At 63.8% G+C, this 25414-nt stretch carries 21 protein-coding genes; 12 read left to right on the forward strand and 9 right to left on the reverse strand.

The window, feature by feature from the left end; all coding sequences use genetic code 11:
• Positions 1–12 precede the first annotated feature (12 nt).
• The 3 genes from leuA to xseA form a co-directional block, all read right to left on the reverse strand.
• The gene (gene leuA / locus AB688_RS07775) at positions 13–1686 is read right to left on the reverse strand and encodes a 2-isopropylmalate synthase (RefSeq protein WP_054895163.1); all 1674 of its coding nucleotides are present in this window, start codon (positions 1684–1686) and stop codon (positions 13–15) included.
• A gap of 386 nt (positions 1687–2072) precedes the next feature.
• Entirely contained in the window at positions 2073–2900 is an 828-nt protein-coding gene (locus AB688_RS07780) for a M23 family metallopeptidase (RefSeq protein WP_063543242.1), read from the reverse strand.
• Between the two features lie 3 nt (positions 2901–2903).
• Complete coding sequence (gene xseA, locus AB688_RS07785) at positions 2904–4283, reverse strand: exodeoxyribonuclease VII large subunit (RefSeq protein ID WP_063546655.1); 1380 nt, start codon at positions 4281–4283, stop codon at positions 2904–2906.
• 106 nt (positions 4284–4389) lie between these two features.
• Here xseA and AB688_RS07790 point away from each other — a divergent pair, with 106 nt between their 5' ends.
• From AB688_RS07790 to guaA, 4 genes are all read left to right on the forward strand, one after another.
• Complete coding sequence (locus AB688_RS07790; protein WP_063543244.1) at positions 4390–5145, forward strand: sulfite exporter TauE/SafE family protein; 756 nt, start codon at positions 4390–4392, stop codon at positions 5143–5145.
• Between the two features lie 50 nt (positions 5146–5195).
• A complete protein-coding gene (locus tag AB688_RS07795; protein WP_054895166.1) occupies positions 5196–5747 on the forward strand; it encodes a hypothetical protein in 552 nt (183 codons plus the stop codon).
• Between the two features lie 101 nt (positions 5748–5848).
• On the forward strand, positions 5849–7318 hold the full coding sequence (gene guaB / locus AB688_RS07800; protein WP_054895167.1) for an IMP dehydrogenase: 1470 nt from the start codon (positions 5849–5851) through the stop codon (positions 7316–7318).
• A gap of 78 nt (positions 7319–7396) precedes the next feature.
• The gene (gene guaA / locus AB688_RS07805) at positions 7397–8974 is read left to right on the forward strand and encodes a glutamine-hydrolyzing GMP synthase (protein WP_063543246.1); all 1578 of its coding nucleotides are present in this window, start codon (positions 7397–7399) and stop codon (positions 8972–8974) included.
• A 91-nt stretch (positions 8975–9065) separates the two neighbouring features.
• Here guaA and AB688_RS07810 read toward each other — a convergent pair whose 3' ends face one another.
• Positions 9066–9482 (reverse strand): hypothetical protein, encoded by a 417-nt coding sequence (locus AB688_RS07810; RefSeq protein WP_063543248.1) that lies wholly within the window; start codon positions 9480–9482, stop codon positions 9066–9068.
• A gap of 487 nt (positions 9483–9969) precedes the next feature.
• Between AB688_RS07810 and AB688_RS07815 the strand changes: the two genes are divergently transcribed.
• The 5 genes from AB688_RS07815 to tadA all read left to right on the forward strand — a co-directional run bounded on the left by AB688_RS07815 (position 9970) and on the right by tadA (position 14803).
• Positions 9970–10653: an alpha/beta fold hydrolase gene (locus AB688_RS07815; protein ID WP_231100320.1), complete on the forward strand. Its 684-nt coding sequence runs from the start codon at positions 9970–9972 to the stop codon at positions 10651–10653.
• 66 nt (positions 10654–10719) lie between these two features.
• Positions 10720–11394 carry a heavy metal response regulator transcription factor gene (locus tag AB688_RS07820; protein ID WP_063543252.1) on the forward strand — a complete coding sequence of 225 codons (675 nt, stop codon included), beginning with the start codon at positions 10720–10722 and terminating at the stop codon, positions 11392–11394.
• Positions 11391–12803 (forward strand): heavy metal sensor histidine kinase, encoded by a 1413-nt coding sequence (locus AB688_RS07825; RefSeq protein ID WP_063543254.1) that lies wholly within the window; start codon positions 11391–11393, stop codon positions 12801–12803. Before AB688_RS07820 ends, AB688_RS07825 begins: the two co-directional genes overlap by 4 nt.
• 138 nt (positions 12804–12941) lie before the next feature.
• Positions 12942–14324, forward strand: coding sequence for a multicopper oxidase family protein (locus AB688_RS07830; RefSeq protein ID WP_063543256.1), 1383 nt, complete (start codon positions 12942–12944; stop codon positions 14322–14324).
• On the forward strand, positions 14324–14803 hold the full coding sequence (gene tadA, locus AB688_RS07835) for a tRNA adenosine(34) deaminase TadA (protein ID WP_063543258.1): 480 nt from the start codon (positions 14324–14326) through the stop codon (positions 14801–14803). Before AB688_RS07830 ends, tadA begins: the two co-directional genes overlap by 1 nt.
• 177 nt (positions 14804–14980) lie before the next feature.
• Here tadA and mltF read toward each other — a convergent pair whose 3' ends face one another.
• The gene (mltF, locus tag AB688_RS07840; protein WP_063543260.1) at positions 14981–16438 is read right to left on the reverse strand and encodes a membrane-bound lytic murein transglycosylase MltF; all 1458 of its coding nucleotides are present in this window, start codon (positions 16436–16438) and stop codon (positions 14981–14983) included.
• Positions 16439–16698: 260 nt separating this feature from the next.
• Here mltF and purL point away from each other — a divergent pair, with 260 nt between their 5' ends.
• A complete protein-coding gene (gene purL, locus AB688_RS07845; protein ID WP_054894700.1) occupies positions 16699–20598 on the forward strand; it encodes a phosphoribosylformylglycinamidine synthase in 3900 nt (1299 codons plus the stop codon).
• Positions 20599–20601: 3 nt separating this feature from the next.
• On the forward strand, positions 20602–20913 hold the full coding sequence (locus AB688_RS07850) for a hypothetical protein (protein WP_054894699.1): 312 nt from the start codon (positions 20602–20604) through the stop codon (positions 20911–20913).
• A 75-nt stretch (positions 20914–20988) separates the two neighbouring features.
• Here AB688_RS07850 and AB688_RS07855 read toward each other — a convergent pair whose 3' ends face one another.
• The 4 genes from AB688_RS07855 to tatA form a co-directional block, all read right to left on the reverse strand.
• A complete protein-coding gene (locus AB688_RS07855; protein ID WP_063543262.1) occupies positions 20989–23010 on the reverse strand; it encodes an HET-C-related protein in 2022 nt (673 codons plus the stop codon).
• Between the two features lie 85 nt (positions 23011–23095).
• Complete coding sequence (gene tatC, locus AB688_RS07860; protein WP_063543264.1) at positions 23096–23839, reverse strand: twin-arginine translocase subunit TatC; 744 nt, start codon at positions 23837–23839, stop codon at positions 23096–23098.
• A complete protein-coding gene (tatB, locus tag AB688_RS07865) occupies positions 23836–24099 on the reverse strand; it encodes a Sec-independent protein translocase protein TatB (protein ID WP_054894696.1) in 264 nt (87 codons plus the stop codon). The genes tatC and tatB overlap by 4 nt, the downstream gene beginning before the upstream one ends.
• Complete coding sequence (gene tatA, locus AB688_RS07870) at positions 24099–24302, reverse strand: twin-arginine translocase TatA/TatE family subunit (RefSeq protein WP_054894695.1); 204 nt, start codon at positions 24300–24302, stop codon at positions 24099–24101. The genes tatB and tatA overlap by 1 nt, the downstream gene beginning before the upstream one ends.
• Before the next feature lie 147 nt (positions 24303–24449).
• Here tatA and gspK point away from each other — a divergent pair, with 147 nt between their 5' ends.
• On the forward strand, positions 24450–25412 hold the full coding sequence (gspK, locus tag AB688_RS07875) for a type II secretion system minor pseudopilin GspK (protein ID WP_063543266.1): 963 nt from the start codon (positions 24450–24452) through the stop codon (positions 25410–25412).
• Positions 25413–25414 lie beyond the last annotated feature (2 nt).

Here is a 25414-nt window from a genome sequence, read left to right on the forward strand (position 1 = left end):
CTGCGCGTGCGGTTACGCCGCCTTGGCGGCCTGCTGGCTCAGCGAGCGGTTCAATGCACTGAACAGTGCCTTGAAGCTTGCGGTGGTGATGTTCTCATCGATACCCACGCCATGCACCGGACGACCGCCGGCCACACGCAGTTCGATGTAGGCTGCGGCCTTGGCATTGGTACCTGCACCGATGGCGTGCTCGTTGTAGTCCATGATCTCGACCGCGATCGGCAGGCCAGCTACCAGGGCTTCGAGGGCACCGTTGCCCTTGCCGCGCCAGTGCAGGGTGGTCTCGCCTTCGCCGGCGACTTCCACTTCCACGGCACTGCTGCCGTTCTCTTCCTGCAGACGATGGCTGACCAGGGCGTAAGGGGCGTTGGCCTGCAGATACTCTTTGTGCAACAGGCTGTAGATCTGCTGGGCAGTCATTTCCAGGCCGAGACGGTCGGTCTCGCCCTGAACCACCTGGCTGAACTCGATCTGCATGCGGCGCGGCAGGCTGATGCCGTATTCCTGTTCGAGCAGGTAGGTGATACCGCCCTTGCCGGACTGGCTGTTGACGCGGATGACTGCTTCGTAGCTGCGGCCGATGTCGGCCGGGTCGATCGGCAGGTACGGCACTTCCCACAGCTCGCCGTCCTGCTGCTTGGCGAAGCCCTTGCGGATGGCGTCCTGGTGCGAGCCGGAGAAAGCGGTATGCACCAGGTCACCAACGTACGGATGGCGTGGGTGCACCGGCAGCTGGTTGCACTCTTCGACGACCTTGCGCACGCCGTCGATGTCGGAGAAGTCCAGTTGCGGGTCGATACCCTGGGTGTAGAGGTTCAGCGCGAGCGTGACCAGGTCGACGTTGCCGGTACGCTCACCGTTGCCGAACAGGCAGCCTTCGGCGCGGTCGGCACCCGCCATCAGGCCCAGCTCGGTGGCGGCGATGCCGGTGCCACGGTCGTTGTGGGTGTGCAGGCTGATGATCACGCTGTCGCGGCGGTTGACGTTGCGGCAGAACCATTCGATCTGGTCGGCGTAGACGTTTGGCGTGGCGACTTCCACGGTGGCCGGCAGGTTGAGGATGATCTTGTGCTCAGGGGTCGGGTTCCACACCTCGATCACCGCGTCACAAACTTCCTTGGCGAACTCAAGCTCGGTGGCGCTGAAGGTTTCTGGCGAGTACTGGAAGGTCCAGTGCGTTTCGGGCTGCTGGGCGGCGTACTTGACGAACAGCTTGGCGGCGTTCACCGCGATGTCCTTCACGCCTTGCTTGTCCTGGTTGAAGACGATGCGGCGGAACGCCGGGCAGGTGGCGTTGTACAGGTGCACGATGGCTTTCTTCGCGCCGCGCAGGGACTCGAAGGTCCGGGCGATCAGGTCTTCACGGGCCTGGGTCAGTACCTGGATGGTGGTGTCGTCGGGGATGTGGCCATCTTCGATCAGGGTACGCACGAAGTCGAAGTCAGTCTGCGAGGCAGACGGGAACGACGCCTCGATCTCTTTCACGCCAACCTGCACCAGGGTTTTCCAGAAACGCAGCTTCTTCTCGGCGTCCATCGGCTCGATCAGCGACTGGTTCCCGTCACGCAGGTCGGAGCTGCACCAGATTGGTGCCTGGGTGATGGCCTTCGATGGCCAGGTACGGTCTGGCAGGTCGATGGTCGGGAAGGCGCGGTATTTCTTCGACGGATCTTTGAGCATGGACATTTGGAGCAATCCTTTAATGTGCGGCCTGATCGGGCCTGCCAAGCGATAACGAGATGAAGAGGCGAGGCGACGCGGTTCACCCAGGTAGTCGTGCACTGACCAGGCAAAGGCTGCGGTGTTGGCGGAGCAGAATGAGGGTGATCGAGGTTTTCATGCCCTCAACCCTAACCAGTGGAAGTGGGGGATGGCAAGTGTTCAAAAAAAATTGAGAGGAATGCTTAAAAAAAGCATTTGAGTGAGATTTTATGGCTGCAGCTTGGTTTTTATTGATTTTTTATTGTGCCGAGGTTTGCTGCTGCGCAAGGTGGTGCGACTGCGGCGCGGCCATCGCGGGACAAGCCCGCTCCCACGGGAAATCCCCGGTGTGAGCGGGCTTGTCACCGATCTCAGGGCTGGAACGCCCCGATGAAGATCGCCGGGTCCACTCGAGCATCGTTCAGGCTGACGTTCCAGTGCATGTGCGGCCCGGTGGCCCGGCCCGTGGAGCCGACCTTGCCGACCACGTCGCCGCGGCGCAGCACCTGCCCCGGTCGCACATCGACCTTGGACATGTGGCAGAACATGCTGATGAAACCCTGGCCATGGTCGACGAACACCGTGCGGCCATTGAAGAAGTAGTCGCCAACCAGGATCACCTTGCCGTTGGCCGGGGTCTTGATCGGCGTGCCGGCGGGTACGGCGAAGTCCAGCCCGGCGTGGGGGTTGCGCTCTTCGCCATTGAAGAAGCGGCGCACGCCGAACTTGCTCGACAGTGGGCCGTTGACCGGCTTGTCGAGGATCAGGTTGCTCGGCACGCCCGGGCTGAAGCTGCGGTAGGCCTTGACCTGTTCGGCCAGCTCGCGGTCGATGCGCTTGAGGTCATCCGGCTCGGGATTGACCTGGCGCTTGTTCTTCAGGGTGATGTGTTGCTCGGGGTATTTCTTGCTGCCCACGCTGAATGACAGAGTGCGTGCGCCTTGGGTGAGGGTGGCTGTGCCGGGTTTCTGCGTCAGCGGAATACCGACGATGGCCAGCCAGGTGTCCTGTTCCTTGACCACCAGCACCGGCTTGCCGTCGAAGCGCGCGCTCGGTGCACTGGCGGCGGGGCCGAGGTCGACCACCGCCACGCCGCCGGGGACCGGCTTGTTGAGGGTGCGGGTGATGTAGCTGGCCTGGGCCGTGGCGGCCAGCAGCAGGGCGCAGAGTGCGAGCAGGGGGGCAAGCAGGCGGGGCATGTGTCAGTCCAGTAAGGAGAGGGTGACCGGAGTCTGGTGGTTGTCTTCGACCCGGACCTGCAGTTCGCCTTCGTTCAGGCGTGCGGTCAGGCGCTGGCCGTTGCGGGTCTGGGCGGCGCTGCGGATGGCCTGGCCGCGCTCGTCGAGCAGGATGCTGTAGCCGCGGGCCAGGGTGGCCAGCGGGCTGACCACTTGCAGCGTCTGCAATTGCGCCTGGAAGCGCTGGCGACGGTCCTTGAGCGTTTCGCGCATGGCCCGCGGCAAGCGCTCGGCGAGGCTGTCCAGGCGCTGTCCGAGCAGCTTGAGGGCGCGGCCGGGATGCTGCGCGGCCAGGCGCGTGTCGAGGCGGCCCAGGCGTTGCTGGCGCTGGTTCATGTCGAGCATGAAGGCGCGGCGCAAGCGCATGTCCAGGTCATCCAGGCGTTGGGCCTGCTGGCGCAGGCGTTCGCCGGGGTGACGCAGGCGACGGGCCAGGCCCTCCAGGCGCAGGCGATCGTGGCTCAGGCGGTGCTGCATGCGCAGCAGCAGGCGGCGTTGCAGGCTGTCGAGACGCTGCTGCAGGCCGCTGTTGTCAGGCGCGAGCAGTTCGGCGGCCGCCGAAGGCGTCGGTGCGCGCACGTCGGCCACGAAGTCGCTGATCGACACGTCGGTCTCATGGCCCACCGCACTGACGACGGGTGTCACGCAGGCGGCAATGGCACGTGCGACGGCTTCTTCGTTGAAGCACCAGAGGTCTTCCAGCGAGCCGCCGCCACGGGCCAGGATCAGTGCATCGAAGCCGAGGCTGTCGGCTCGCTGCAAGGCTCGCACGATCTGGCCAATGGCTTCGCGCCCCTGTACCGCCGTGGGGATCAGGTTGAGTTCGACTTGCGGTGCACGGCGGCGGAATACACTGATGATGTCGCGGATCACCGCGCCGGTGGGCGAGGTGACGATGCCGATGCGTCGCGGGTGAGCCGGCAGCGGCTGCTTGCGTTCGGCACTGAACAGCCCTTCGTTGCCGAGCTTTTCCTTCAAGGCTTCGAAGGCCAGGCGCAAGGCGCCGTCACCGGCGGGCTCGACGGTATCGACGATCAACTGGTAATCACCGCGCCCCTCGAACAGCGAGACCTTGCCGCGCACCTTGACCGCCAGGCCGTCACGCAGGGCCTGACGGACCCTGACTGCGTTCTGCCGGAACAATGCGCAGCGGATCTGGGCGCCGCTGTCCTTGAGGGTGAAGTACAGGTGGCCGGAGGCCGGGCGGGCGAGGTTGGATATCTCGCCTTCCACCCAGACACTGCGGAACACGTCTTCGAGCAGCACACGGGCGCGGCCGTTGAGCTGGCTGACGGTGAGGACCTCGCGGTCCAGGCCGAGTCGTTCGAAAGGGTCTCTGATCATGCCGGGCATGATAAGGGGCAGGGTGGGGGGGTTATCAAGGTCAAATCCTGTAAGCTCCAGTGTATTTCCAGCCCACCCCCAAAGGACTACCTCAGGACTCGGCACGATGCTCGAACTTCTCCCCGCCACCCCATTGGAATGGCTCCCCATCCTGCTGGCCGTCGCCGCCGCCTACATCGTCTTCGGCATCGCCGGCTTCGGTACCGCCTTGGTGGCCGGCCCGGTACTGATCCACTTCATGCCGTTGTCGCGGATCATCCCCCTGCTGGTGCTGCTGGACTTCGTCGCCGCCTTCGGCAACCTGTTGCCCTCGCGCCGCGATGTGGTTCGCGGCGAACTGCTGCGTTTGCTGCCGTGCATGGCAGTGGGTTGTACTTTGGGCGTGGTGTTCCTGCTGCACCTGAAATCCGACCTGCTGTTGTTGCTGATGGGCTTGTTCGTTACCGCCTATGCCATCTACAGCCTGGCGGTGAAGGTGCGGCCGGCGAAGCTGTCCGGGCTGTGGGCGGTGCCGATGGGCACGATTGGCGGGCTGTTCGGGGCACTGTTCGGCAGCGGCGGCTTCCTCTATGCGATCTACCTGAGCGCCCGGCTGGAGGTGAAGGAGCAGGTACGCGCCACCCAGAGCGCGCTGATCAGTTGCAGCACCCTGGTGCGCCTGTCGCTGTTCCTGATCGCCGGGGTCTATGCCGACGCCAGCCTGTTGATGCTGGCAGCCTGCCTGCTGCCGGTGATGTTCGCAGGGCTTTGGGTCGGCAGGCGCCTGAGCCTGAAACTGTCCCGCGAAGCCTTCGTGCGGCTGGTCACCTGGCTGGTGCTGGCCAGCGGGGTGGCGCTGATCGGTCGCTACCTGAGCGGCTGAGCAGGGCGTAGAATTACGCGATTACTGCAGTTTTCAGGCCCGTCCCGTTCATGAACACCCAGAGCATCATCGTCCCCAAGCAGTCCACCGTTCCGGTTCACGAGGCCCGCGCCAGGGCGATCCTGCGCTGGCTGGTGCGCGAGAAGATCGTCGAGGAGCAACTGAGCACCTGCGGGCGCACCGGCAACCGCATGGGGCATGCCCTGGCCCAAGGCGCGCGCAAGGTGGCGCTGCATCCCGAGAAACTGCCCTTCGGCGAGCCGGTCAACGGCCTGGAGGTGATGCTCAAGCGCTGCATCTATACCCCCACCGACGGTTTTCGCGAGGAAGCGGGGTGCCCTGAGTGTCGGCGTGAGGTCGGCGAGCCGCTGTTCGAAAGCCTGGAAGAGTGGATGCCCGGAGTCAGTGACAACTTCACCTGCCCCCTGTGCGGCTTCGAGGACGACATCAACGGCTTTCTTTATCTGCAACCCTGTGCCTTTTCCAACCTGGGGTTCATCTTCAACAACTGGGGCGAGGCCGGGTTTACCCAGGCGTTCCTCGACAGTTTCGCCGACTGGCTGGATCAGCCGGTCGCCGTGGTGCAGGTGAAGGTGGCCTGAGCGGCAGGAACTGGACCGAAGGCCCCTTTTTTGCATTGAGCGGCGCGCCATGGATGAGTATAATGGCGCGCTTCCATTTTTCCCGCCCGGGAGCCCCCGCGATGCTGCGTATCAGCCAAGAAGCCCTGACCTTCGACGATATCCTCCTTGTACCTGGTTACTCCGAGGTACTGCCCAATGAAGTCAGTCTCAAGACCCGTTTGACCCGTGGCATCGAGCTGAACATTCCACTGGTCTCCGCCGCCATGGATACCGTGACCGAAGCGCGCCTGGCCATCGCCATGGCTCAGGAAGGCGGCATCGGCATCATCCACAAGAACATGACCATCGAACAGCAGGCCGGCGAAGTACGCAAGGTCAAGAAGTTCGAGGCTGGCGTGGTCAAGGATCCGATCACCATCGATGCCGACGCCACCGTGCGCGACCTGTTCGACCTGACCCGCCTGAACAACATCTCGGGTGTTCCGGTGCTGGAAAACGGTGACCTGGTCGGTATCGTCACCTCCCGCGACGTGCGTTTCGAGACGCGTCTGGAAGCCAAGGTACGCGACGTGATGACTCCCAAGGAGCGTCTGGTCACCGTCCGTGAAGGCGCCGACAAGAACGAAGTCCGCGAGCTGCTGCACAAGCACCGCCTGGAAAAAGTCCTGATCGTCGACGACAAGTTCGCGCTCAAGGGCATGATGACCGTCAAGGACATCGAAAAAGCCAAGGCCTACCCACTGGCCAGCAAGGACGACCAGGGTCGCCTGCGCGTCGGCGCTGCAGTCGGCACCGGCAAGGACACCGGCGAGCGCGTAGCCGCCCTGGTTGCCGCTGGTGTTGACGTGGTGGTGGTCGACACCGCGCACGGTCACTCCAAAGGCGTGATCGACCGCGTTCGCTGGGTCAAGGAGAACTACCCGCAGGTGCAGGTGATCGGCGGCAACATCGCTACCGGTGCCGCCGCCAAGGCCCTGGCCGAGGCCGGCGCCGATGCTGTCAAGGTCGGCATCGGCCCAGGCTCGATCTGCACCACCCGTATCGTCGCCGGTGTCGGCGTGCCGCAGATCAGCGCCATCGCCAACGTCGCCGCTGCCCTGGAAGGCACGGGTGTGCCACTGATCGCCGACGGCGGTATCCGTTTCTCCGGTGACCTGTCCAAGGCCATCGTTGCCGGCGCCTCGTGCGTGATGATGGGCTCGATGTTCGCCGGTACCGAAGAAGCCCCGGGTGAAGTCGAGCTGTTCCAGGGCCGTTCGTACAAGGCTTACCGCGGCATGGGTTCGCTGGGTGCCATGGCACAGGCGCAGGGTTCTTCGGACCGCTACTTCCAGGACTCCTCGGCCGGTGCCGAGAAGCTGGTTCCGGAAGGTATCGAAGGCCGCGTCCCCTACAAGGGTGCCCTGGCCGCGATCATCCACCAGCTGATGGGCGGGCTGCGCTCCTCCATGGGCTACACCGGCAGCGCGACCATCGAAGAGATGCGCACCAAGCCGGAGTTCGTGCGCATCACCGGTGCCGGCATGGCCGAGTCCCACGTGCACGACGTGCAGATCACCAAGGAAGCCCCTAACTACCGCGTAGGCTGAGGCTTCAGCAACAACCGAGAGCGGGGCTGTCACGAACAGCCCCGCGTCGTTTCCGATTTCCACTGACGAGATTGAGTCATGGCCCTCGACATTCACGCTCACCGAATCCTGATCCTCGATTTCGGTTCCCAGTACACCCAGCTGATCGCCCGCCGCGTGCGCGAGATCGGTGTCTACTGCGAACTGCACCCGTTCGACATGGACGATGAAGCGATCCGCGCCTTCAACCCGCGCGGCATCATCCTGGCCGGTGGCCCCGAGTCGGTCCACGAAGCCAACAGCCCGCGTGCGCCGCAGGCCGTGTTCGACCTGAACGTACCGCTGCTGGGCATCTGCTACGGCATGCAGACCATGGCCGAGCAACTGGGCGGCAAGGTCGAAGGTTCCGAGCTGCGCGAGTTCGGCTACGCCCGCGTCGACGTGGTCGGCAAGAGCCGCCTGCTCGACGGCATCGAAGATCATATCGACGCTGACGGCGTGCTGGGCCTGGACGTGTGGATGAGCCACGGCGACAAGGTCACCCAGATGCCGGGCGACTTCCACGTGCTGGCCAGCACCCCGAGCTGCCCGATCGCCGGCATGTTCGACGATGCCCGCGGCTACTACGGCGTGCAGTTCCACCCGGAAGTGACCCACACCAAGCAGGGCGGTCGCATCCTCTCGCGCTTCATCCAGGACATTTGCGGCTGCGAAGCCCTGTGGACCCCATCGAACATCGTCGAAGACGCCATCGCCCAGGTGCGTGAGCAAGTCGGTTCGGCCAACGTCCTGCTGGGCCTGTCTGGCGGCGTCGACAGCTCGGTGGTTGCCGCGCTGCTGCACCGCGCCATCGGCGACCAGCTGACCTGCGTATTCGTCGACAACGGCCTGCTGCGTCTGCACGAAGGCGACCAGGTGATGGCCATGTTCAAGGAGAACATGGGCGTCAAGGTGATCCGTGCCGATGCCGAAGCACAGTTCCTCGGCAACCTGGAAGGCGAAGCCGATCCGGAGAAGAAGCGCAAGATCATCGGCCGCACCTTCATCGACGTATTCGATGCCGAAGCCAGCAAGCTCGAGAACATCCAGTTCCTCGCCCAAGGCACCATCTACCCGGACGTGATCGAGTCGGCTGGCGCCAAGAGCGGCAAGGCCCACGTGATCAAGTCGCACCACAACGTCGGTGGCCTGCCGGAGGAAATGAACCTCAAGCTGGTCGAGCCGCTGCGTGAACTGTTCAAGGACGAAGTGCGCAAGATCGGCCTGGAACTGGGCCTGCCGTACGACATGGTCTACCGCCACCCATTCCCGGGCCCGGGCCTGGGCGTGCGCATCCTCGGCGAAGTGAAGAAAGAGTACGCCGACCTCCTGCGTCGCGCCGACCACATCTTCATCGAAGAACTGCGCAAGGCCGACTGGTACCACAAGACCAGCCAGGCGTTCGTGGTGTTCCAGCCGGTCAAATCGGTCGGCGTGGTCGGCGATGGCCGTCGCTACGCCTGGGTCGTCGCGCTGCGCGCCGTCGAAACCGTGGACTTCATGACCGCACGCTGGGCGCACCTGCCGTACGAGCTGCTGGAGACTGTGAGCGGTCGTATCATCAACGAGATCGAAGGCATCTCGCGGGTGACTTACGACGTATCGAGCAAGCCGCCGGCGACGATCGAGTGGGAATGATCCCGCGCGAATACAACCCGCGTTAAATGCACAGAAGCCCGCATAATAGCGGGCTTCTGTACTTAAGGCCTCTGACCGTAACGGCCTCGCATCAGATCCAGACGTAGCGCAGCCCTCTGTTGGTCAGGGCGGTACGCAGTTCCTGCAGGTCGCGCAGACGACGGCCGCTGATCCAGGGCCAGTTAGGCTTGTCGATGTAGAAACGGGATCCTTCCTCCAGGATCGGCGTGTATTGCAATTGTCCGCTGTTGCTGCGATGGATCAGTTGCAACGCGTTGTCGTGGCTATCGATGGTAAAGCTGCCGATGTTGCGCAATGTCCGCTCGAAGTTCCTGCCCGCAGGCTCGGGTTGGCGAATAGGTACCTGCAGGCGCAGGTCGCTTTTTACCCGCCGAACCGAAAGATCATCCTGAACCACGGTGAGCCCTGGGTCATTGCCGATCCCACCTGGCTGGTCGAGGGCAATGTCTTCCACACGCATGCCCGTCACGCCCCCGAGTTCGCTCATCCCCGGCACCTGCTCGAAAGTATTGGCGTGCGAATTGCCGACCAGTGCGACCCATTTGCTGGCTGCGCGCCCTTGATCCGCGGCGATGACCTCGTGGGCATAGAGTGGGGTCGTGCACCTGCTGGTGGGAGTTGTTTAGCCTGTTCGGGCCCTATCGCGGGACCAGCCCGCTCCCACAGGCGCAAGATCATGGTGCTTCTGAACTGCCCCCAAAGGTTGGATTGGTGTCCAACTTCTTGGGGGCAGTCCATTCTGTGGGAGCGGGCTGGTCCCGCGATGAGGCCCGAACGGGCATGCCCAGCTCCGTCATTCTTTTGTAATGACTGGGTCATGCCCCGGTTTCCCCTGGCTTCGTACAGTGAGCTCACTCCCGTACGCATCCAGAGGAACGCCCATGAAACTCCGCTCGCTCGTCCTTGCCCTGTCACTCACCGGCGCGGCCTTCGCCGCCACCTCCACCTGGGCCGCCGATAGCGCGCCGCAGGAAGTGAAGAACATCGTGCTGGTTCACGGCCTGTTCGCCGATGCCTCCAGCTGGGCCAAGGTGATTCCGTTGCTGCAAGCCAAAGGCCTGCACGTGACCGCAGTCCAGAACCCGACCACCTCGCTCGACGACGACGTCGCGGCTGTCAACCGGGCGCTGGCCCAGCAGGACGGCCCGGTGATCCTGGTCGGTCACTCCTACGGCGGCATGGTCATCAGCCAGGCCGGTGATTCGGATAAGGTCAAAGGTCTGGTCTACATCGCCGCCCGTGCTCCGGAAGCGGGCGAAGACTATCCGGCGCTGACCAAGCGCTTCCCGGCAGCACCGGCGGGGGCAGGCCTGCAGTGGTCGGCCGACGGTTACGGCATGCTCAGCGAAAATGCCTTCGTCAACGATTTCGCCGGCGACCTGCCCAAGGCCGAGGCGGAAACCTACTACGCCGTCCAGCAGCCCATCGGTGTTGGCATCAAGACCGCCAAGACCACCGTCGCGGCATGGAAAGACAAGCCCACCTGGTACGCGGTCTCGACCCAGGACCGTACCATCAACACCGAGCAGCAGCGTTTCATGGCCAAGCGCATGAACGCCCACACCGTCGAGCTCGATGCCAGCCACGTCTCGCTGATTTCCCAGCCGCAAGCGGTGGCCAAGCTGATCCTGCAAGCCGCGCATGTTCCAGGCAACTGAGCCAGCCCGGCCTGGCACCACGCTATACTGCGTCGGTGCCGGCAGGCGGGTTGGAGACGCGGGTCAGTGAAAATCCTCATCATCGAAGACGAAGCCAAGACCGCCGACTACCTGGCCGGTGGCCTGGGCGAGGCCGGCTACAGTGTCGATCATGCCGACAATGGTATCGACGGCCTGCACATGGCCCGCGAGACACCCTACGACCTGATCCTGCTCGACGTGATGCTGCCTGGGCTCGATGGCTGGGCCGTGATGCAGAAACTGCGCGCACAGACCCGTACCCCCGTGTTGTTCCTCAGCGCCCGTGGCACCCTCGAAGATCGGCTGCGTGGCCTTGAGCTGGGCGCCGACGAATACCTGGTCAAGCCATTCTCCTTCGCCGAACTGCTGGCGCGCATCCGCATCATCCTGCGCCGCGGCCATGCGCAGCCGGATGAAGAGGTCCTCAGCCTGGGTGATCTGCGCCTGGACCTGGGCAAGCACCGCTGCGAACGCGCAGGCATGCGCATCGACCTGACCAGCAAGGAGTTCAAGTTGCTGGCGTGTTTTCTCCAGCATCCCGAGCAGGTGCTGTCGCGCACCTTTCTCGCATCACGAGTGTGGGACATGAATTTCGACAGCGACACCAACGTGGTGGATGTCGCGGTGCGGCGCCTGCGGCAGAAAGTCGACGAACCCTTCGCGGTGCGCCTGATCCATACCGTGCACGGCGTCGGCTATCGCTGCGAGCTCGAGGCATGAGGCGTCTGTCGCTGACCGTGCGCCTGGCGGTGTTGCTGGCAACCTTTTCGTTCGTCGCCTTGGCTCTGCTGGGCGGCGCGCTGTATGTCGCACTCGGGCAGCAACTGGCGCTGCGTGACGACGGCGCGCTGCTGACCCGCGTCGAGCAGATCCGTACCCTGCTGCGTGACATGGACGCCCGCGCGTTGGTGCGTGACAAGCCGCAGCTGTTCGCCAACATGCTGGGCAATACCGAATCCTTGCTGGTCATCCGGCCGGTCGCCGGGGCGCCGCTGCTGGAGGTCAACCCAGGGCGCCGCGAGGTGCCGCAGGTCACGCCTCTTCCCGCCGGGGACGCACTGGGGCTGGACGCGGTGCAGCGCAGCACCACTGCCGATGGCACGCCCTTCATCTATACCGCAGTACTCAGCGAGCCACCGGGTGGCGGTGCGGCACTGGAAATTCTGTCGGGGCGCTTGCTGACCGAGCGCACCCGCATCCTGCGCGAGTATCGCGACAACATCATCCTGTTCTCGTCGGTGATGGCCGTGCTGGCGGCAGCCCTGGCCTATCTGCTCGCCCGCCGCGGCATGTCGCCACTGCGCCGGTTGGCGCGCCAGACGGCAACCATTGGCGTCGGCACCTTGTCGCAGCGGCTGCAGCGCGACGATGCACCCGCCGAGCTGGATGCCCTGATCGAGCAGTTCAATGCCATGCTGGCGCGGCTCGAACGCGGTTTCGAACAACTCAAGCAGGTCAGTGCCGACATGGCCCATGACTTGCGCACACCCATCAACAATCTGCTTGGCCAGACTGAGGTCGGCCTCGGTCAGGTGCGTGAGCCGCATTACTACCAGCGCCTGCTGGGCTCGCACTTCGAGGAGTTGCAACGGCTGTCGCGGATGATCGACAACATGCTGTTCCTGGCCCGCGCCGAGCATGCCGATCACCCTATCGATCGCACCGGCCTGGAGTTAGCCCAGGAGTTGGGGCGTCTGTGCGATTACTTCGAAGACCTCGCCTGCGAGCGCGACGTACGGCTGGCGTGGCATGGCGAAGGCTCGGTGTGGGCCGACGCCGCGCTGCTGCGCCGGGCGCTGGCCAACCTGTTGGCCAATGCGGTGCGCTTTGCCGAGCCTGGCAGTGTCATCGAAGTGACCGCCGGTGAGCAGGGCGATGAGGTGTTGATCCGGGTGCGCAACCGTGGGCAGGCAATCGCCCCTGAGCACCTGGAAAGCGTGTTCGAACGTTTCTACAGGGTCGATGCCTCGCGCCAGCATTCGTCACAGTCCAGCGGGCTGGGCCTGTCGATCGTGCGATCGATCATGCAATTGCACCAGGGACGCTGCTGGGCCGAAAGCAGCGAGGGGGCGACTTGTTTCACCCTCGCGTTCCCGCGCGTCAGCCACGATAGGCCACCCAGCCCTTGAAGGTCCCGCTGAAGTCGGCCTAGTTCAGCAGCGCGACAACAGTTCACTTAATCTTTCTCAATTGCAGGTGTATCGTATTCGCCCTTCATTGCCAGCGGTGCTGGCAGCTTGATTGCGCAAAACGAGGTACCTGCACGTATGTCCTTTACCCGTCGACAAATGCTCAAGGGCCTGACCGGCCTCGTCGTGGTTGGCCTGGGCGCCGGAGGCGCGGCTCGCTACTGGCTGGGCAAGGTCGAGGACGACAATGCCGGGCACGACTACGAGCTGATCGCGGCGCCTCTGGATGTCGAGCTGGTTCCCGGTTTCAAGACCGAAGCCTGGGCTTTCGGGCCCTCGGCACCCGGCACCGAGTTGCGGGTGCGCCAGGGCACCTGGTTGCGGGTACGCTTCATCAATCACCTGCCGGTTGAAACCACCATCCATTGGCATGGCATCCGCCTGCCACTGGAAATGGACGGTGTACCCTACGTGTCGCAATTGCCGGTCAAGCCGGGTGAGTTCTTCGACTACAAGTTCCGCGTGCCCGATGCCGGCAGTTACTGGTACCACCCGCATGTCAGCAGCTCCGAGGAGTTGGGGCGGGGCCTGGTCGGGCCGCTGATCGTCGAGGAGCGCGAGCCGACCGGCTTCCTGCACGAGCGCACCCTGAGCCTGAAGACCTGGCACGTGGACGAGCAGGGCGAGTTCATGCCGTTCAGCGTGCCTCGCGAGGCCGCGCGCAATGGCACCGCTGGGCGCTTGATCACCATCAATGGCCAGGCCGAGGCGGTCACCGAGTTGCCCGCCGGCCAAGTGGTGCGTGTGCGGCTGCTCAACCTGGACAACACCTGGACCTACCGCATCAACCTCAAGGGCAACTACGAGGCGATGATCTATGCGCTCGATGGCAACCCGGTGACCCCGAGGCCGCTCGAGGACGACTACTGGCTTGGCCCCGGCATGCGCATCTGCCTGGCCATCCGAATTCCCGAGGCCGGCGAGGAGATTTCCCTGCGCGACGGCTTCGTGCGCCTGGGCACCCTGCGTTCGGTCGCCAGCAGCGAGGCACCGAGCGACTGGCCCAAGGCGCTGCCGCCGAACCCGATCGCCGAGCCGGACCTGGAGAAGGCCGAGAAGCTGAACTTCAATTTCGAATGGGCGGGCCAGGTTTCGGTGAACACCGACAACGGCAAGCCACCGAGTCTGTGGCAGATCAACGGTCAGGCCTGGGACATCACCGACAAGACCTGCGCCGATCGGCCGATCGCCACGCTGAAAAAGGGCAACAGCTATATCTTCGAGTTGAAGAACATGACCCAGTACCAGCACCCTATCCACCTGCACGGCATGAGTTTCAAGGTGATCGCCTCCAATCGCCGCAAGATCACCGAGCCCTGGTTCACCGACACTTACCTGTTGGGCAGAAACGAGCGTGCCCAGGTGGCGCTGGTAGCGGATAACCCAGGCACCTGGATGTTCCACTGCCATGTGATCGACCATATGGAAACCGGCCTGATGGCCGCGATCGCGGTGGTCTGATGCGTCCGCGGATCATCGATCGCAGCGGCGATCAGGCATTCATGCAGTTGGCCCTGGAGCTGGCGGCTGAAGGCGCTTTGCTGGGGGAGGTGCCGGTAGGTGCGGTGCTGGTGCAGCAGGGGCAGGTGATCGGCCGAGGTTTCAACCGACCGATCACCGACAATGACCCCAGCGCCCACGCCGAAATGGTCGCCATTCGCGATGCAGCCAAGGCCGTCAACAACTATCGGCTGCCGGGCAGCACCCTGTACGTGACCCTCGAGCCCTGCAGCATGTGTGCGGGCCTGATCGTCCATTCGCGGATAGAGCGGGTGGTGTATGGGGCGCTGGAGCCCAAGGCGGGGGTGGTGCAGAGCCAGGGACAGTTCTTCACCCAGGGCTTCTTGAATCATCGGGTGTTGGTAGAGGGGGGCGTGCTGGCGCAGGAGTGCGGGCAGATTCTCAGCGATTTCTTCAAGGCGCGCCGGGCGAAAGCCTAGCTGACGCGATCCCTGTAGGAGCAACTGTCTTGTTCAAAATCTAAAGGCCAGCCCACCCTGTGGGAGCGGGCTTGTCCCGCGATCACCGGCGTAGCCGGTGCCATGCATCGCGGTGTTCCTTTCGCGGGCAAGCCCGCTCCCACAGGGACCTGCGCTCCTGCAAAAGGAGCTGGGATGTCACATCGGCGGTGACTGTTCCGCCGGCTTGTCCTTGTTGACTGCAGGCACATGCAGGTTGCCCTCGGCCACCTGGCCTTCGAGCTGCGGCTGGGTCACCCAGGTGAGGATGTCGTAGTAGCGGCGGATGTTGGCCACGAAGTGCACAGGCTCGCCGCCGCGGGCGTAGCCGTACTTGGTCTTGCTGTACCACTGCTTCTGCGACAGGCGCGGCAGCATCTTCTTCACGTCCAGCCACTTGTTCGGGTTCAGGCCTTCGCGCTTGGCGAGGGTACGGGCGTCTTCCAGATGGCCGCTGCCGACGTTGTAGGCGGCCAGGGCGAACCAGGTGCGGTCCGGCTCCTGGATGCTGTCGTCGAGCTGCTCCTTGATGAGCATGAAGTATTTCGCCCCACCCATGATGCTTTGCCTGGGGTCCAGCCGGTTGGACACGCCCATGGCCTGGGCGGTGCGCTGGGTCAGCATCATCAGGCCGCGTACGCCGGTCTTTGATGTCACCTCGGGCTGCCACATCGATTCCTGGTAACCGATCGCCGCCAGCAGCCGCCAGTCGACCTGCTCGACCTTGGCGTAGCTCTTGAAGTGCTTTTCATACTTGGGCAGGCGCTGCTGCAGGTGCTGGGCGAAGGTGTAGGCGCCGACGTAGCCAAGCACGTCGACATGGCCGTAATAACGGTCTTTCAGGCGCTGAAGCGTGCCGTTCTTCTGCGCCTTGTCGAGAAACTCGTTGATCTCGTTGAGCAGGCTGTTGTCTTCGCCGGCCGCCACGGCCCAGCGCTGGTCGCGGGCATCGCCCAGGTCGAAGGCCACGCGCACGTTGGAGAAGTACACCTGGTTCATCGCCAGTTCGTTGGAGTCGACCAGGGTCAGGTCGATCTGGCCTTCGTCGACCATGCGCAATAGGTCGACCACCTCCACAGCGTCGGATTCTTCGTATTCAAGCGTCGGATACTGCTTTTTCAGTTCAGCCAGCTGTTCGGCATGGCTGCTGCCCTTGAGTACCATGATCTTCTTGCCGATCAAATCCTTGGGTTCGGTGGGGCGGGAACGGCCATTGCGGTAGATGACCTGGGGGGTGACTTCGAGATACGGGTGGGAGAACTTCGCCTGGGTGGTGCGTTGCTCGCTGCTGACCAGGCCAGCGGCGGCCAGCACCGGGCCGGTTGGCTTGCCCAACTGGTCGAACAGGTCGTCGAGGTTGTCGGCGGTCTCGATCTCCAGCTTGACGCCCAGATCGTCGGCGAAACGTTTGACCAGCTCGTATTCGAAGCCGGTTTCGCCGTTGCGGTCCTGGAAGTAGGTGGCCGGGCTGTTGCGGGTTATGACGCGCAGCACGCCGTCCTCCTTCACGCGCTCGAGGGTGCTGGGTTTTTCAACACAGGCACCGAGCATCAGCAAGAGTCCGGTTGCGAAGAGCCATCTGGCGCAGCGCTGGCGCAAAGCAGTGTGGGCGAACATAGGTTGCAGTATACGCAAAGGACCGCCCGCGCCATATCTCGACAACCGTTAGCTTGTCTGGTAGCGGGTTATGTGTTTGCGGGTGCTTGCCTTGGGAGGATTGCGCAGGTGGAAACCCCTCAGGCCAGCCTGCAGAATTCTGACCCCCAGGTCCGGTTCCACCGCCCGGCAGCATTGCCCTCTGGCGGGTGCCGAAAGCCGTCGAATTAGGCTAGAATGCACGGCCTCTAAGCACACCCCTTCCTGAGGCTGTCCCGACGATGTTGATCCTGCGCGGCGCTCCTGCCCTTTCTGCCTTTCGCCACGGTAAATTACTCGAGCAACTGAGCCAGAAAGTCCCCGCTGTTACTGGTTTGTATGCCGAATTCGCCCACTTCGCCGACGTCGACGGCGAGCTGACCGCCGACCAGCAGCAGGTGCTGGGCCGTCTGCTCAAGTACGGCCCGAGCGTGCCGGTACAGGAGCCGAGCGGCCGCCTGTTCCTGGTCGTGCCGCGCCTGGGCACCATTTCGCCCTGGGCCTCCAAGGCCAGCGACATCGCCCATAACTGCGGCCTGCAGTCGATCCAGCGCCTGGAGCGCGGCATCGCCTACTACGTGGCCGGCTCGCTCAGCGACGCCGACGTCGCGCAGGTGTCCGCCGAACTGCACGATCGCATGACCCAGCGCGTGCTGACTCAGCTGGAGCAGGCCGCAGACCTGTTCAGCCACGCCCAGCCCAAGCCGATGACCTCGGTCGACATTCTCGCAGGTGGCCGCGCCGCCCTGGCCCAGGCCAACGTCGACCTGGGCCTGGCCCTGGCCGAAGACGAGATCGACTACCTGGTCAACGCTTTCCAGGGGCTCAAGCGCAACCCGAACGACATCGAGCTGATGATGTTCGCCCAGGCCAACTCCGAGCACTGCCGCCACAAGATCTTCAACGCCAGTTGGGACATCGACGGCCAGGCTCAGGAAAAGAGCCTGTTCGGCATGATCAAGAACACCTACCAGATGCACAACGAAGGCGTGCTGTCGGCTTACAAGGACAATGCCTCGGTGATCGTCGGCAACGTCGCCGGCCGCTTCTTCCCGAATCCTGAAACCCGCCAGTACGGTGCGGTGCAGGAGCCGGTGCACATCCTGATGAAGGTCGAGACGCACAACCACCCGACCGCCATCGCTCCGTTCTCCGGCGCCTCCACCGGCTCCGGCGGCGAAATCCGCGACGAAGGCGCCACCGGCCGTGGCGCCAAGCCCAAGGCCGGCCTGACCGGCTTCACCGTGTCCAACCTGCGCATCCCGGGCTTCGAACAGCCATGGGAGCAGGCCTACGGCAAGCCTGAGCGCATCGTCGACGCCCTCGACATCATGATCGAAGGCCCGCTGGGCGGCGCCGCGTTCAACAACGAATTCGGTCGTCCGGCCCTGACCGGCTACTTCCGTACCTTCGAGCAGAGCATCAACACCCCGCACGGTGAAGAAGTACGCGGCTACCACAAGCCGATCATGCTCGCCGGCGGCATGGGCAACATCCGTGAAGACCACGTGCAGAAGGGCGAGATCACCGTCGGCGCCAAGCTGATCGTGCTCGGCGGCCCGGCCATGCTGATCGGCCTGGGCGGCGGCGCTGCCTCGTCGGTGGCCACCGGTGCCAGCTCGGCTGACCTGGACTTCGCCTCGGTCCAGCGCGAAAACCCGGAAATGGAGCGCCGTTGCCAGGAAGTCATCGACCGCTGCTGGCAGCTGGGCGACGACAACCCGATCGCCTTCATCCACGACGTCGGCGCCGGCGGCATCTCCAACGCCTTCCCGGAACTGGTCAACGACGGTGGCCGCGGTGGTCGCTTCGAGCTGCGCAACGTGCCCAACGACGAGCCAGGCATGGCCCCGCACGAAATCTGGAGCAACGAATCGCAGGAGCGCTACGTGCTGGCCGTCAGCGCTGTCGACTTCGAGCGTTTCAAGGCCATCTGCGAGCGTGAGCGCTGCCCGTTCGCCGTGGTCGGCGAAGCCACCGAAGAACAGCACCTGACCGTCACCGACAGCCACTTCGACAACACCCCGGTCGACATGCCGCTCGACGTGCTGCTGGGCAAACCGCCACGCATGCACCGCTCGGTCACCCGCGAAGCCGAGCTGGGCGATGATTTCGACCCGAGCGAGCTGGACCTGGACACCGCCGTACAGCGCGTGCTGAGCCACCCGGCCGTGGCCAGCAAGAGCTTCCTGATCACCATCGGTGACCGCACCATCACCGGCCTGGTCGCCCGCGACCAGATGGTCGGCCCGTGGCAGGTACCGGTGGCCGACTGCGCCGTCACCGCCACCAGTTTCGATGTCTACACCGGCGAAGCCATGGCCATGGGCGAGCGGACTCCGCTGGCACTGCTGGATGCCCCGGCATCCGGGCGCATGGCCATCGGCGAAACCATCACCAACCTGGCCGCCTCGCGCATCGACAAGCTGTCCGACATCAAGCTGTCGGCCAACTGGATGTCCGCTGCCGGCCACCCAGGTGAAGACGCGCGCCTGTACGACACCGTCAAGGCTGTCGGCATGGAGCTGTGCCCCGAGCTGGGCATCACCATCCCGGTCGGCAAAGACTCGATGTCGATGAAGACCAAGTGGAGCGAAGAGGGCGTCGAGAAGAGCGTCACCTCGCCGATGTCGCTGATCATCACAGGCTTCGCCCCGGTCACTGACATCCGCAAGACCCTGACCCCGCAACTGCGCATGGACAAGGGCGAGACCGACCTCATCCTGATCGACCTGGGCCGCGGCAAGAACCGCATGGGCGCCTCGATCCTGGCCCAGACCTACGGCAAGATCGCAGCCCAGGCGCCGGACGTCGACGACGCCGAAGACCTCAAGGCGTTCTTCGCCGTGATCCAGGGTCTGAACGCCGACGGTCATCTGCTGGCCTACCACGACCGTTCCGACGGCGGCCTGGTCACCACCGTGCTGGAAATGGCCTTCGCCGGCCATTGCGGCCTCGACCTGCAACTCGATCCGCTGACCGACAGCAAGGGCGACGTCCCGGCCATCCTCTTCAACGAAGAGCTGGGTGCGGTCATCCAGGTTCGCCAGGACGCCACGCCGGACGTACTGGCCCAGTTCAGCGCCGCCGGCCTGGGCGAGGAGTGCGTCGCGGTGATCGGCAAGCCGGTCAACAACGGTGAGGTGTCCATCAGCCTGAACGGCGAAGTGCTGTTCGACGATGACCGCCGCATGCTGCAGCGCCAGTGGGCCGAGACCAGCTATCAGATCCAGCGCCTGCGCGACAACGCCGACTGCGCCGACCAGGAGTTCGATGTCCTGCTCGAAGAGGACAATCCAGGCCTGTCGGTCAAGCTCGGCTACGACGTCAACGAAGACGTTGCCGCGCCCTACATCAAGAAGGGTGTGCGTCCGCAAGTGGCGATCCTGCGTGAGCAGGGCGTCAACGGCCAGGTCGAGATGGCTGCAGCCTTCGACCGTGCAGGCTTTGCCGCGATCGACGTGCACATGAGCGACATCCTCGCCGGTCGCGTCGACTTCGAAGCCTTCAAGGGGCTGGTCGCCTGTGGTGGCTTCTCCTACGGCGACGTACTGGGCGCCGGTGAAGGCTGGGCCAAGTCGGCGCTGTTCAACAGCCGTGCCCGCGATGCCTTCCAGGCCTTCTTCGAGCGTACCGACAGCTTCGCCCTGGGCGTGTGCAACGGTTGCCAGATGATGTCCAACCTGCACGAGCTGATCCCGGGCACCGAGTACTGGCCGCACTTCGTGCGCAACCGCTCGGAGCAGTTCGAAGCGCGTGTAGCCATGGTCGAGGTGCAGAAGTCCAACTCGATCTTCCTGCAGGGCATGGCCGGTTCGCGCATGCCGATCGCCATCGCCCACGGTGAAGGCCATGCCGAGTTCGCCAGCGAAGAGGCACTGCTGGAAGCCGACCTGTCCGGTTGCGTGGCCCTGCGTTTCGTCGACAACCACGGCAAGGTCACCGAGCAGTATCCGGCCAACCCGAACGGTTCGCCACGGGGCATCACCGGCCTCACCAGCCGCGACGGTCGCGTCACCATCATGATGCCGCACCCTGAGCGTGTGTTCCGTGCCGTGCAGAACTCCTGGCGTCCGGATGAGTGGCAGGAAGACGCTGCGCTGATGCGCATGTTCCGCAACGCGCGGGTGTGGGTGAACTAAGCGGTGCACAAGCTCGCCTTCTTCGTCCCCGCCAGCCATGTCGAGGTGGTCAAGGCCGCCGTGTTCGCCGCTGGAGGCGGACGTATCGGTGACTACGACCACTGTGCCTGGCAGACACTTGGCCAGGGTCAGTTCCGCCCGTTGGATGGCAGCCAGCCATTCCTCGGGCAGGTGGGCCAGGTCGAGGTGGTGGAGGAGTGGAAGGTGGAGCTGGTGGTGGCCGATGAGCAGGTTCGCCAGGTGGTCGCCGCATTGAAGCAGAGCCACCCTTATGAAACGCCGGCGTATGAGGTCTGGCCTTTGCTGGACATCTGAGTGCGCTGAAATTGTGCTGCTGCAAATCGACAAGCCCCGGCAGTCTTCTGCCGGGGCTTGTCGTTTCTACAGGTTTTAACTGAACAGCCCTTTCAGACGTTCCCAGGCGCTTTCATCCACCGCTGGCGCCTCATGATCGTGGTTGAGCGCTTCGAAGACAGCAGGGTCGCTGGATTTCTGGATTTCCTTGGGATGCTCGCTTGCCCATTTGCTGACCAGTTCGTCCTGCCATTCGCTGTCATTGGGGTGGGTAAAGTAGCTACGCGCTATCTTGACCGGATCGCGCAACCGCCCCCCCTCCCAGTATTTGAACATGGCGAAACCGACATCGCGCACTGCAACCCGGGCCATCAGGGTGGCCAGGGTATGCAGCGGATGCACGTCATGGTCCTTGGCAAGCTGGGAGTGGGTCGGATTGGTCGAGCCGGTGAGCATGGGATTGCCCATTCTGTACGTCTGGATATCGTCGACCGAGTTGCCGATCAGGTTGAGGATGGCCCGGTAGCCAACCTTGGGCAGGTCGGTTGCAAGGCGCAGCGGTGAGCCCGTGATCCAGGAAATGCGCCTCGCCACATTGAACCCTGGGAGGTCCGCCAACGTGTCGCGAACTTCCAGTGCGGTGTTCAGGTATTCCTGCCACTGCGGATCGGGGTGGTCCTGAAGCAGGATCAGCAGCGCCAGTTCAGTGTCCGAGCGCTGCCCTGGCGTGATGTTCTCGAAGTCGCCGGAGGGGGCGAAGAGTGCATTGGCCATCGGCTCGGCCAGGCTGGCTATCACATCGCTGCCGGCGAACATGCCGGTGACGATGGGCCAGCCGTGCTTGCAGTCGGCTTGTGCGGTCCAGGTCAGTACCGTGTCGTGACCCTGCTTGTGCAGGCTCAATTCGGCGTAGTTGGAGTGGGCGAAGTAATCTTCCAGCACGTGCAGTGCTGCACCGAATTCGCGCAGGCCCTCAGGGGTCGGGCCCGCCGCCATTGCCTCGCGTAGTCGTTCGCACATGTAATCGACCGAACTGAAGATGTGGCGCTTCATGGACGTATTCGGATCGACCTGCAACCGCGGATCGTCCTGTGCGACAGGCGGCTCGAAGTCTGCATCGATGGTGCTTGGATCAGTCGCTGACGGGTTGGGGTTGTAGGGATTGTCGATGTGCTCGGTAGGACGATACACCCCGAGCATCTGCGGTGTGACCATGTAGTGCGCGCGCTCTTGCGGCGTGGATTGCAGGCTGGGAAATGCCTTGAGCGCGAGCAGGTCTACGAGTTGGGTCAGGACTTTCCGGGAGAGCTTGCGCGGGAACTCTTTGGGCGCGTTCTCGGCGCGGACCAGCTTGGGATCGAGCAACTGCGAGTAGTCGCGCAACCAGTTGCCGAAATAGATCGCCTTGCGTTGTTGCTCATTGAACCCGGCGTACTTGAGGTCTTCCTCGATCGACTCGTGCCCCCAGGACATTTCAGGGTTTTTCTTGTCGCCCTTGCCCGCAGAAAAGCCCTCGGTGCTGCCTTCATTGGTGTTGGCGCGTTGCGCATGTTCATCCTGGCTCTGGCGGATGAACAGACGCATGGCCTGGTCATCGGCTCGCAGGGTGATGGTTCGGCCTGCTTCGGTCAGTTGGGCGATCTGCAGCTCCCCGCTTGGGCCTGACTCCATGCAACCGATCAGGTAGGCGAAGCGCGCACCTTCCTCGAGTTCTGCATCCTCGGCGATCGAGGCAAAGCCATCGTCCAGGCCTTTCGCGAAGTCTTGGCGCAGAAGGTTGTCCAGGTGATGACCGAACTCGTGCAGCAGGATGGTCGCCAGTTCACAGGCCGCCTGTGGCTGCAGCATCGCGGTAGCGATCACCTCGGGGTGCAGGTGGATGATACGCGTGGCAGTGTCGTAGCAGGCTTTGCCTGCCACCTGTGGGTTCACCTGGTGTACAGGGTTGCTCAGCGTGCCGTCGCGCAGTGCGTCCTGCAACTGCTGGTAGCAACTGTCTGGCAGGTCGTCACCGAACACAGGGATGAGCATTTCGCGGAAGGCCTGTGCTGAGAGTGGCCGGCTGATTTCGGTGAGTCGATCAAGAGCGAAGCGGGTGTGCAGGCGTAGTGGGATCATGCTGGGGACTCATCAATTGACGGAGTCCCCAGCATGTGAGCCGCGTGGTGCAAGAGGGAGCAGGCAACGCCTCCCGCTGTAGGCGCTACGAAAGGCGGGTGCGGTTTTGAAGGGACCCGCAGGCCAGCAGGCCGATCTCGAACAGCAACCACATCGGGATGGCGAGCATGGTCTGGGAAAACACGTCAGGAGGCGTGAGGATCATACCGGCCACGAAACAGCCGACGATCACGTAGGGCCGGCTACGGCGCAAGCTGGCAACATCGGTCAGGCCTGCCCAGACCACGATGAAGGTTGCCACCGGAATTTCGAATGCCAGGCCGAATGCCAGGAACAGGGCGAGAATGAAGTCCAGGTACTGGCTGATGTCGGTCATCATTGCCACGCCTTCGGGGGTCACGCTGGCGAAGAAGCCGAACATCATCGGAAACACCAGGAAGAACGCGAACGCCATGCCGCCGTAGAACAGCAGGATGCTCGACACCAGCAGCGGCAGTGCTATGCGTTTCTCCCGCCGATACAGCCCCGGCGCGATGAAGCCCCAAGCCTGATGCAGCAGCACTGGCATGCTGATGAACAGCGCGCACATGGCCGTCAGCTTGAAGGGCGTGAGAAACGGCGAGGTGACGCTGGTTGCGATCATGCTCGCGCCCTCGGGCAGGAAGCGGCGCAGCGGCTCGGAGACCAGGGTGTAGAGGGTCTGGGCGAAGGGGAACAACACAGCGAACGCCAGGGCGATGGCCAGCAGGCACCGCACCAGGCGCTTGCGCACGTCTCGCAGGTGTTCGGTCAGCGGCACTGCCGACCTTCCGTGGACAGCGAAGCTCATGATGTACGTTCCCTGGCGGGTGCTTCATCGAGGCTGACACCCTGGCGGATGTCCTGCTCCAGTTTGCGCAGCGCCGCATCGTCCAGGGCTGGCATGTCGATTTCCCGCTCGACCTGGGCGCGCAGCATATTCATTGCCTGCCGCGCCTGCCCAAGACCGCGCCCGACGGTGCGCATCGCCACCGGCAGGCGTTCGGGCCCCAGGACCAGCAGAGCGACGACGCCAACCAGTAGCAGTTCGCTGAAACCGATCTCGAACATCAGCCTTGGCGATCCGTTGGCTGCTGCTGTTGAACCTGTGCGTTGGGTGATGCGCTGCTGTTGTCGTCACCGCCCATCGACTTGCGAAAACCCTGGATCGCTTCGCCGACATCGCTGCCCAGGCCTTTGAGGCGCTTGGTGCCGAACAGCAGGAAAACGATCAGCAGCACGATCACCAGTTGCCAGATGCCTATACCGCCCATGTGCGAGAACTCCTGTAAGGTCATGAAAAGGAAGGCCAATCCTGCCTGCTTCAGATGACGCCAACGTGACTGTCGGGAAACGTTGCCATGTGCTTGCAACACGCACCGTGTTGACTGGCGCCTCCACGGATGACGAGGCGCGGTGCAATGGGTGGTGGGCGACAACAGGGTGCAGCGTTGCTGATGGTGATGGTGGCGCTGGCGATGCTTGCGGCCGGCCTGGCCTGGCTGGTGGAGGAGGGGCGTCGGCAGGTCGATGAGACGCGCTTGCTGCGCCAGCGCGTGCAGGTGCGGGCGATGGAGCAGGCTGGCCTTGCCTATGCCAGCCAGGCCCTGCGCGATCCGACCTGGCGCGCCAGTCCCCTGTTCTGGCAGGCCCTGCGCGGCCAGGCGCTGGAGTATGACTTTGGTGCAGGCAAGGCGCGCCTGCAGGTGCGCGACCAGCACACCTGCTTCAACGTCAATGCCTTGCTGGGGGAAGACGCCGAGCGTGCCGAGCGCCAGTTGCGTCGATTGCTCGGCGACGACATGGCTGCCGAGCGATTGGTCGACGCCCTGGCCGATTGGCTGGACGCTGACAGCGACACCCGCCTGCAAGGTGCCGAGAGCGGCCAGTACCTGCGCCAGCAGCCACCACGTCTGGCGGCCAACCAGGCGATGCTCGACCCGAGCGAGTTGAACCTGCTGCTGGAGCCCGATGCCGGGCGCCAGGGGCGCTATCCGATGCTGTGCGCATTGCCGCAGACCAGCGGTTGGCGGCTCAATGCCAATGCCTTGAACCTGGAGCACCTGCCGTTGTTGGAGGCGCTCTACGAGGGGCATTTTTCCCGCTCGCTGCTCAGCCGGATCATCACCAATCGGCCGGCGTCGGGTTATGTCGATGCGGGAGGGTTACGCCAGGCACTGGGCGCTTTGGATGACGAGAGCTTTGCTCGGTTGAGCGAGGGATTGTTACTCAACAGCGGGTTCTTCCTGTTGCAGCTTTCGTTCGAGGAAGACGGGCGAGTGGTGCGCAGCCAGTTTCAGGTCGAGGCGTTGGGGGTGGTGCAGTGGCATGCGCGGGTGCCGGCGCAACAGGTTCGGATTCGCGGGCGCGAGCCAGTGTTCTAGCG

Source organism: Pseudomonas putida (assembly GCF_001636055.1).
GTDB lineage: Bacteria > Pseudomonadota > Gammaproteobacteria > Pseudomonadales > Pseudomonadaceae > Aquipseudomonas > Aquipseudomonas machongensis.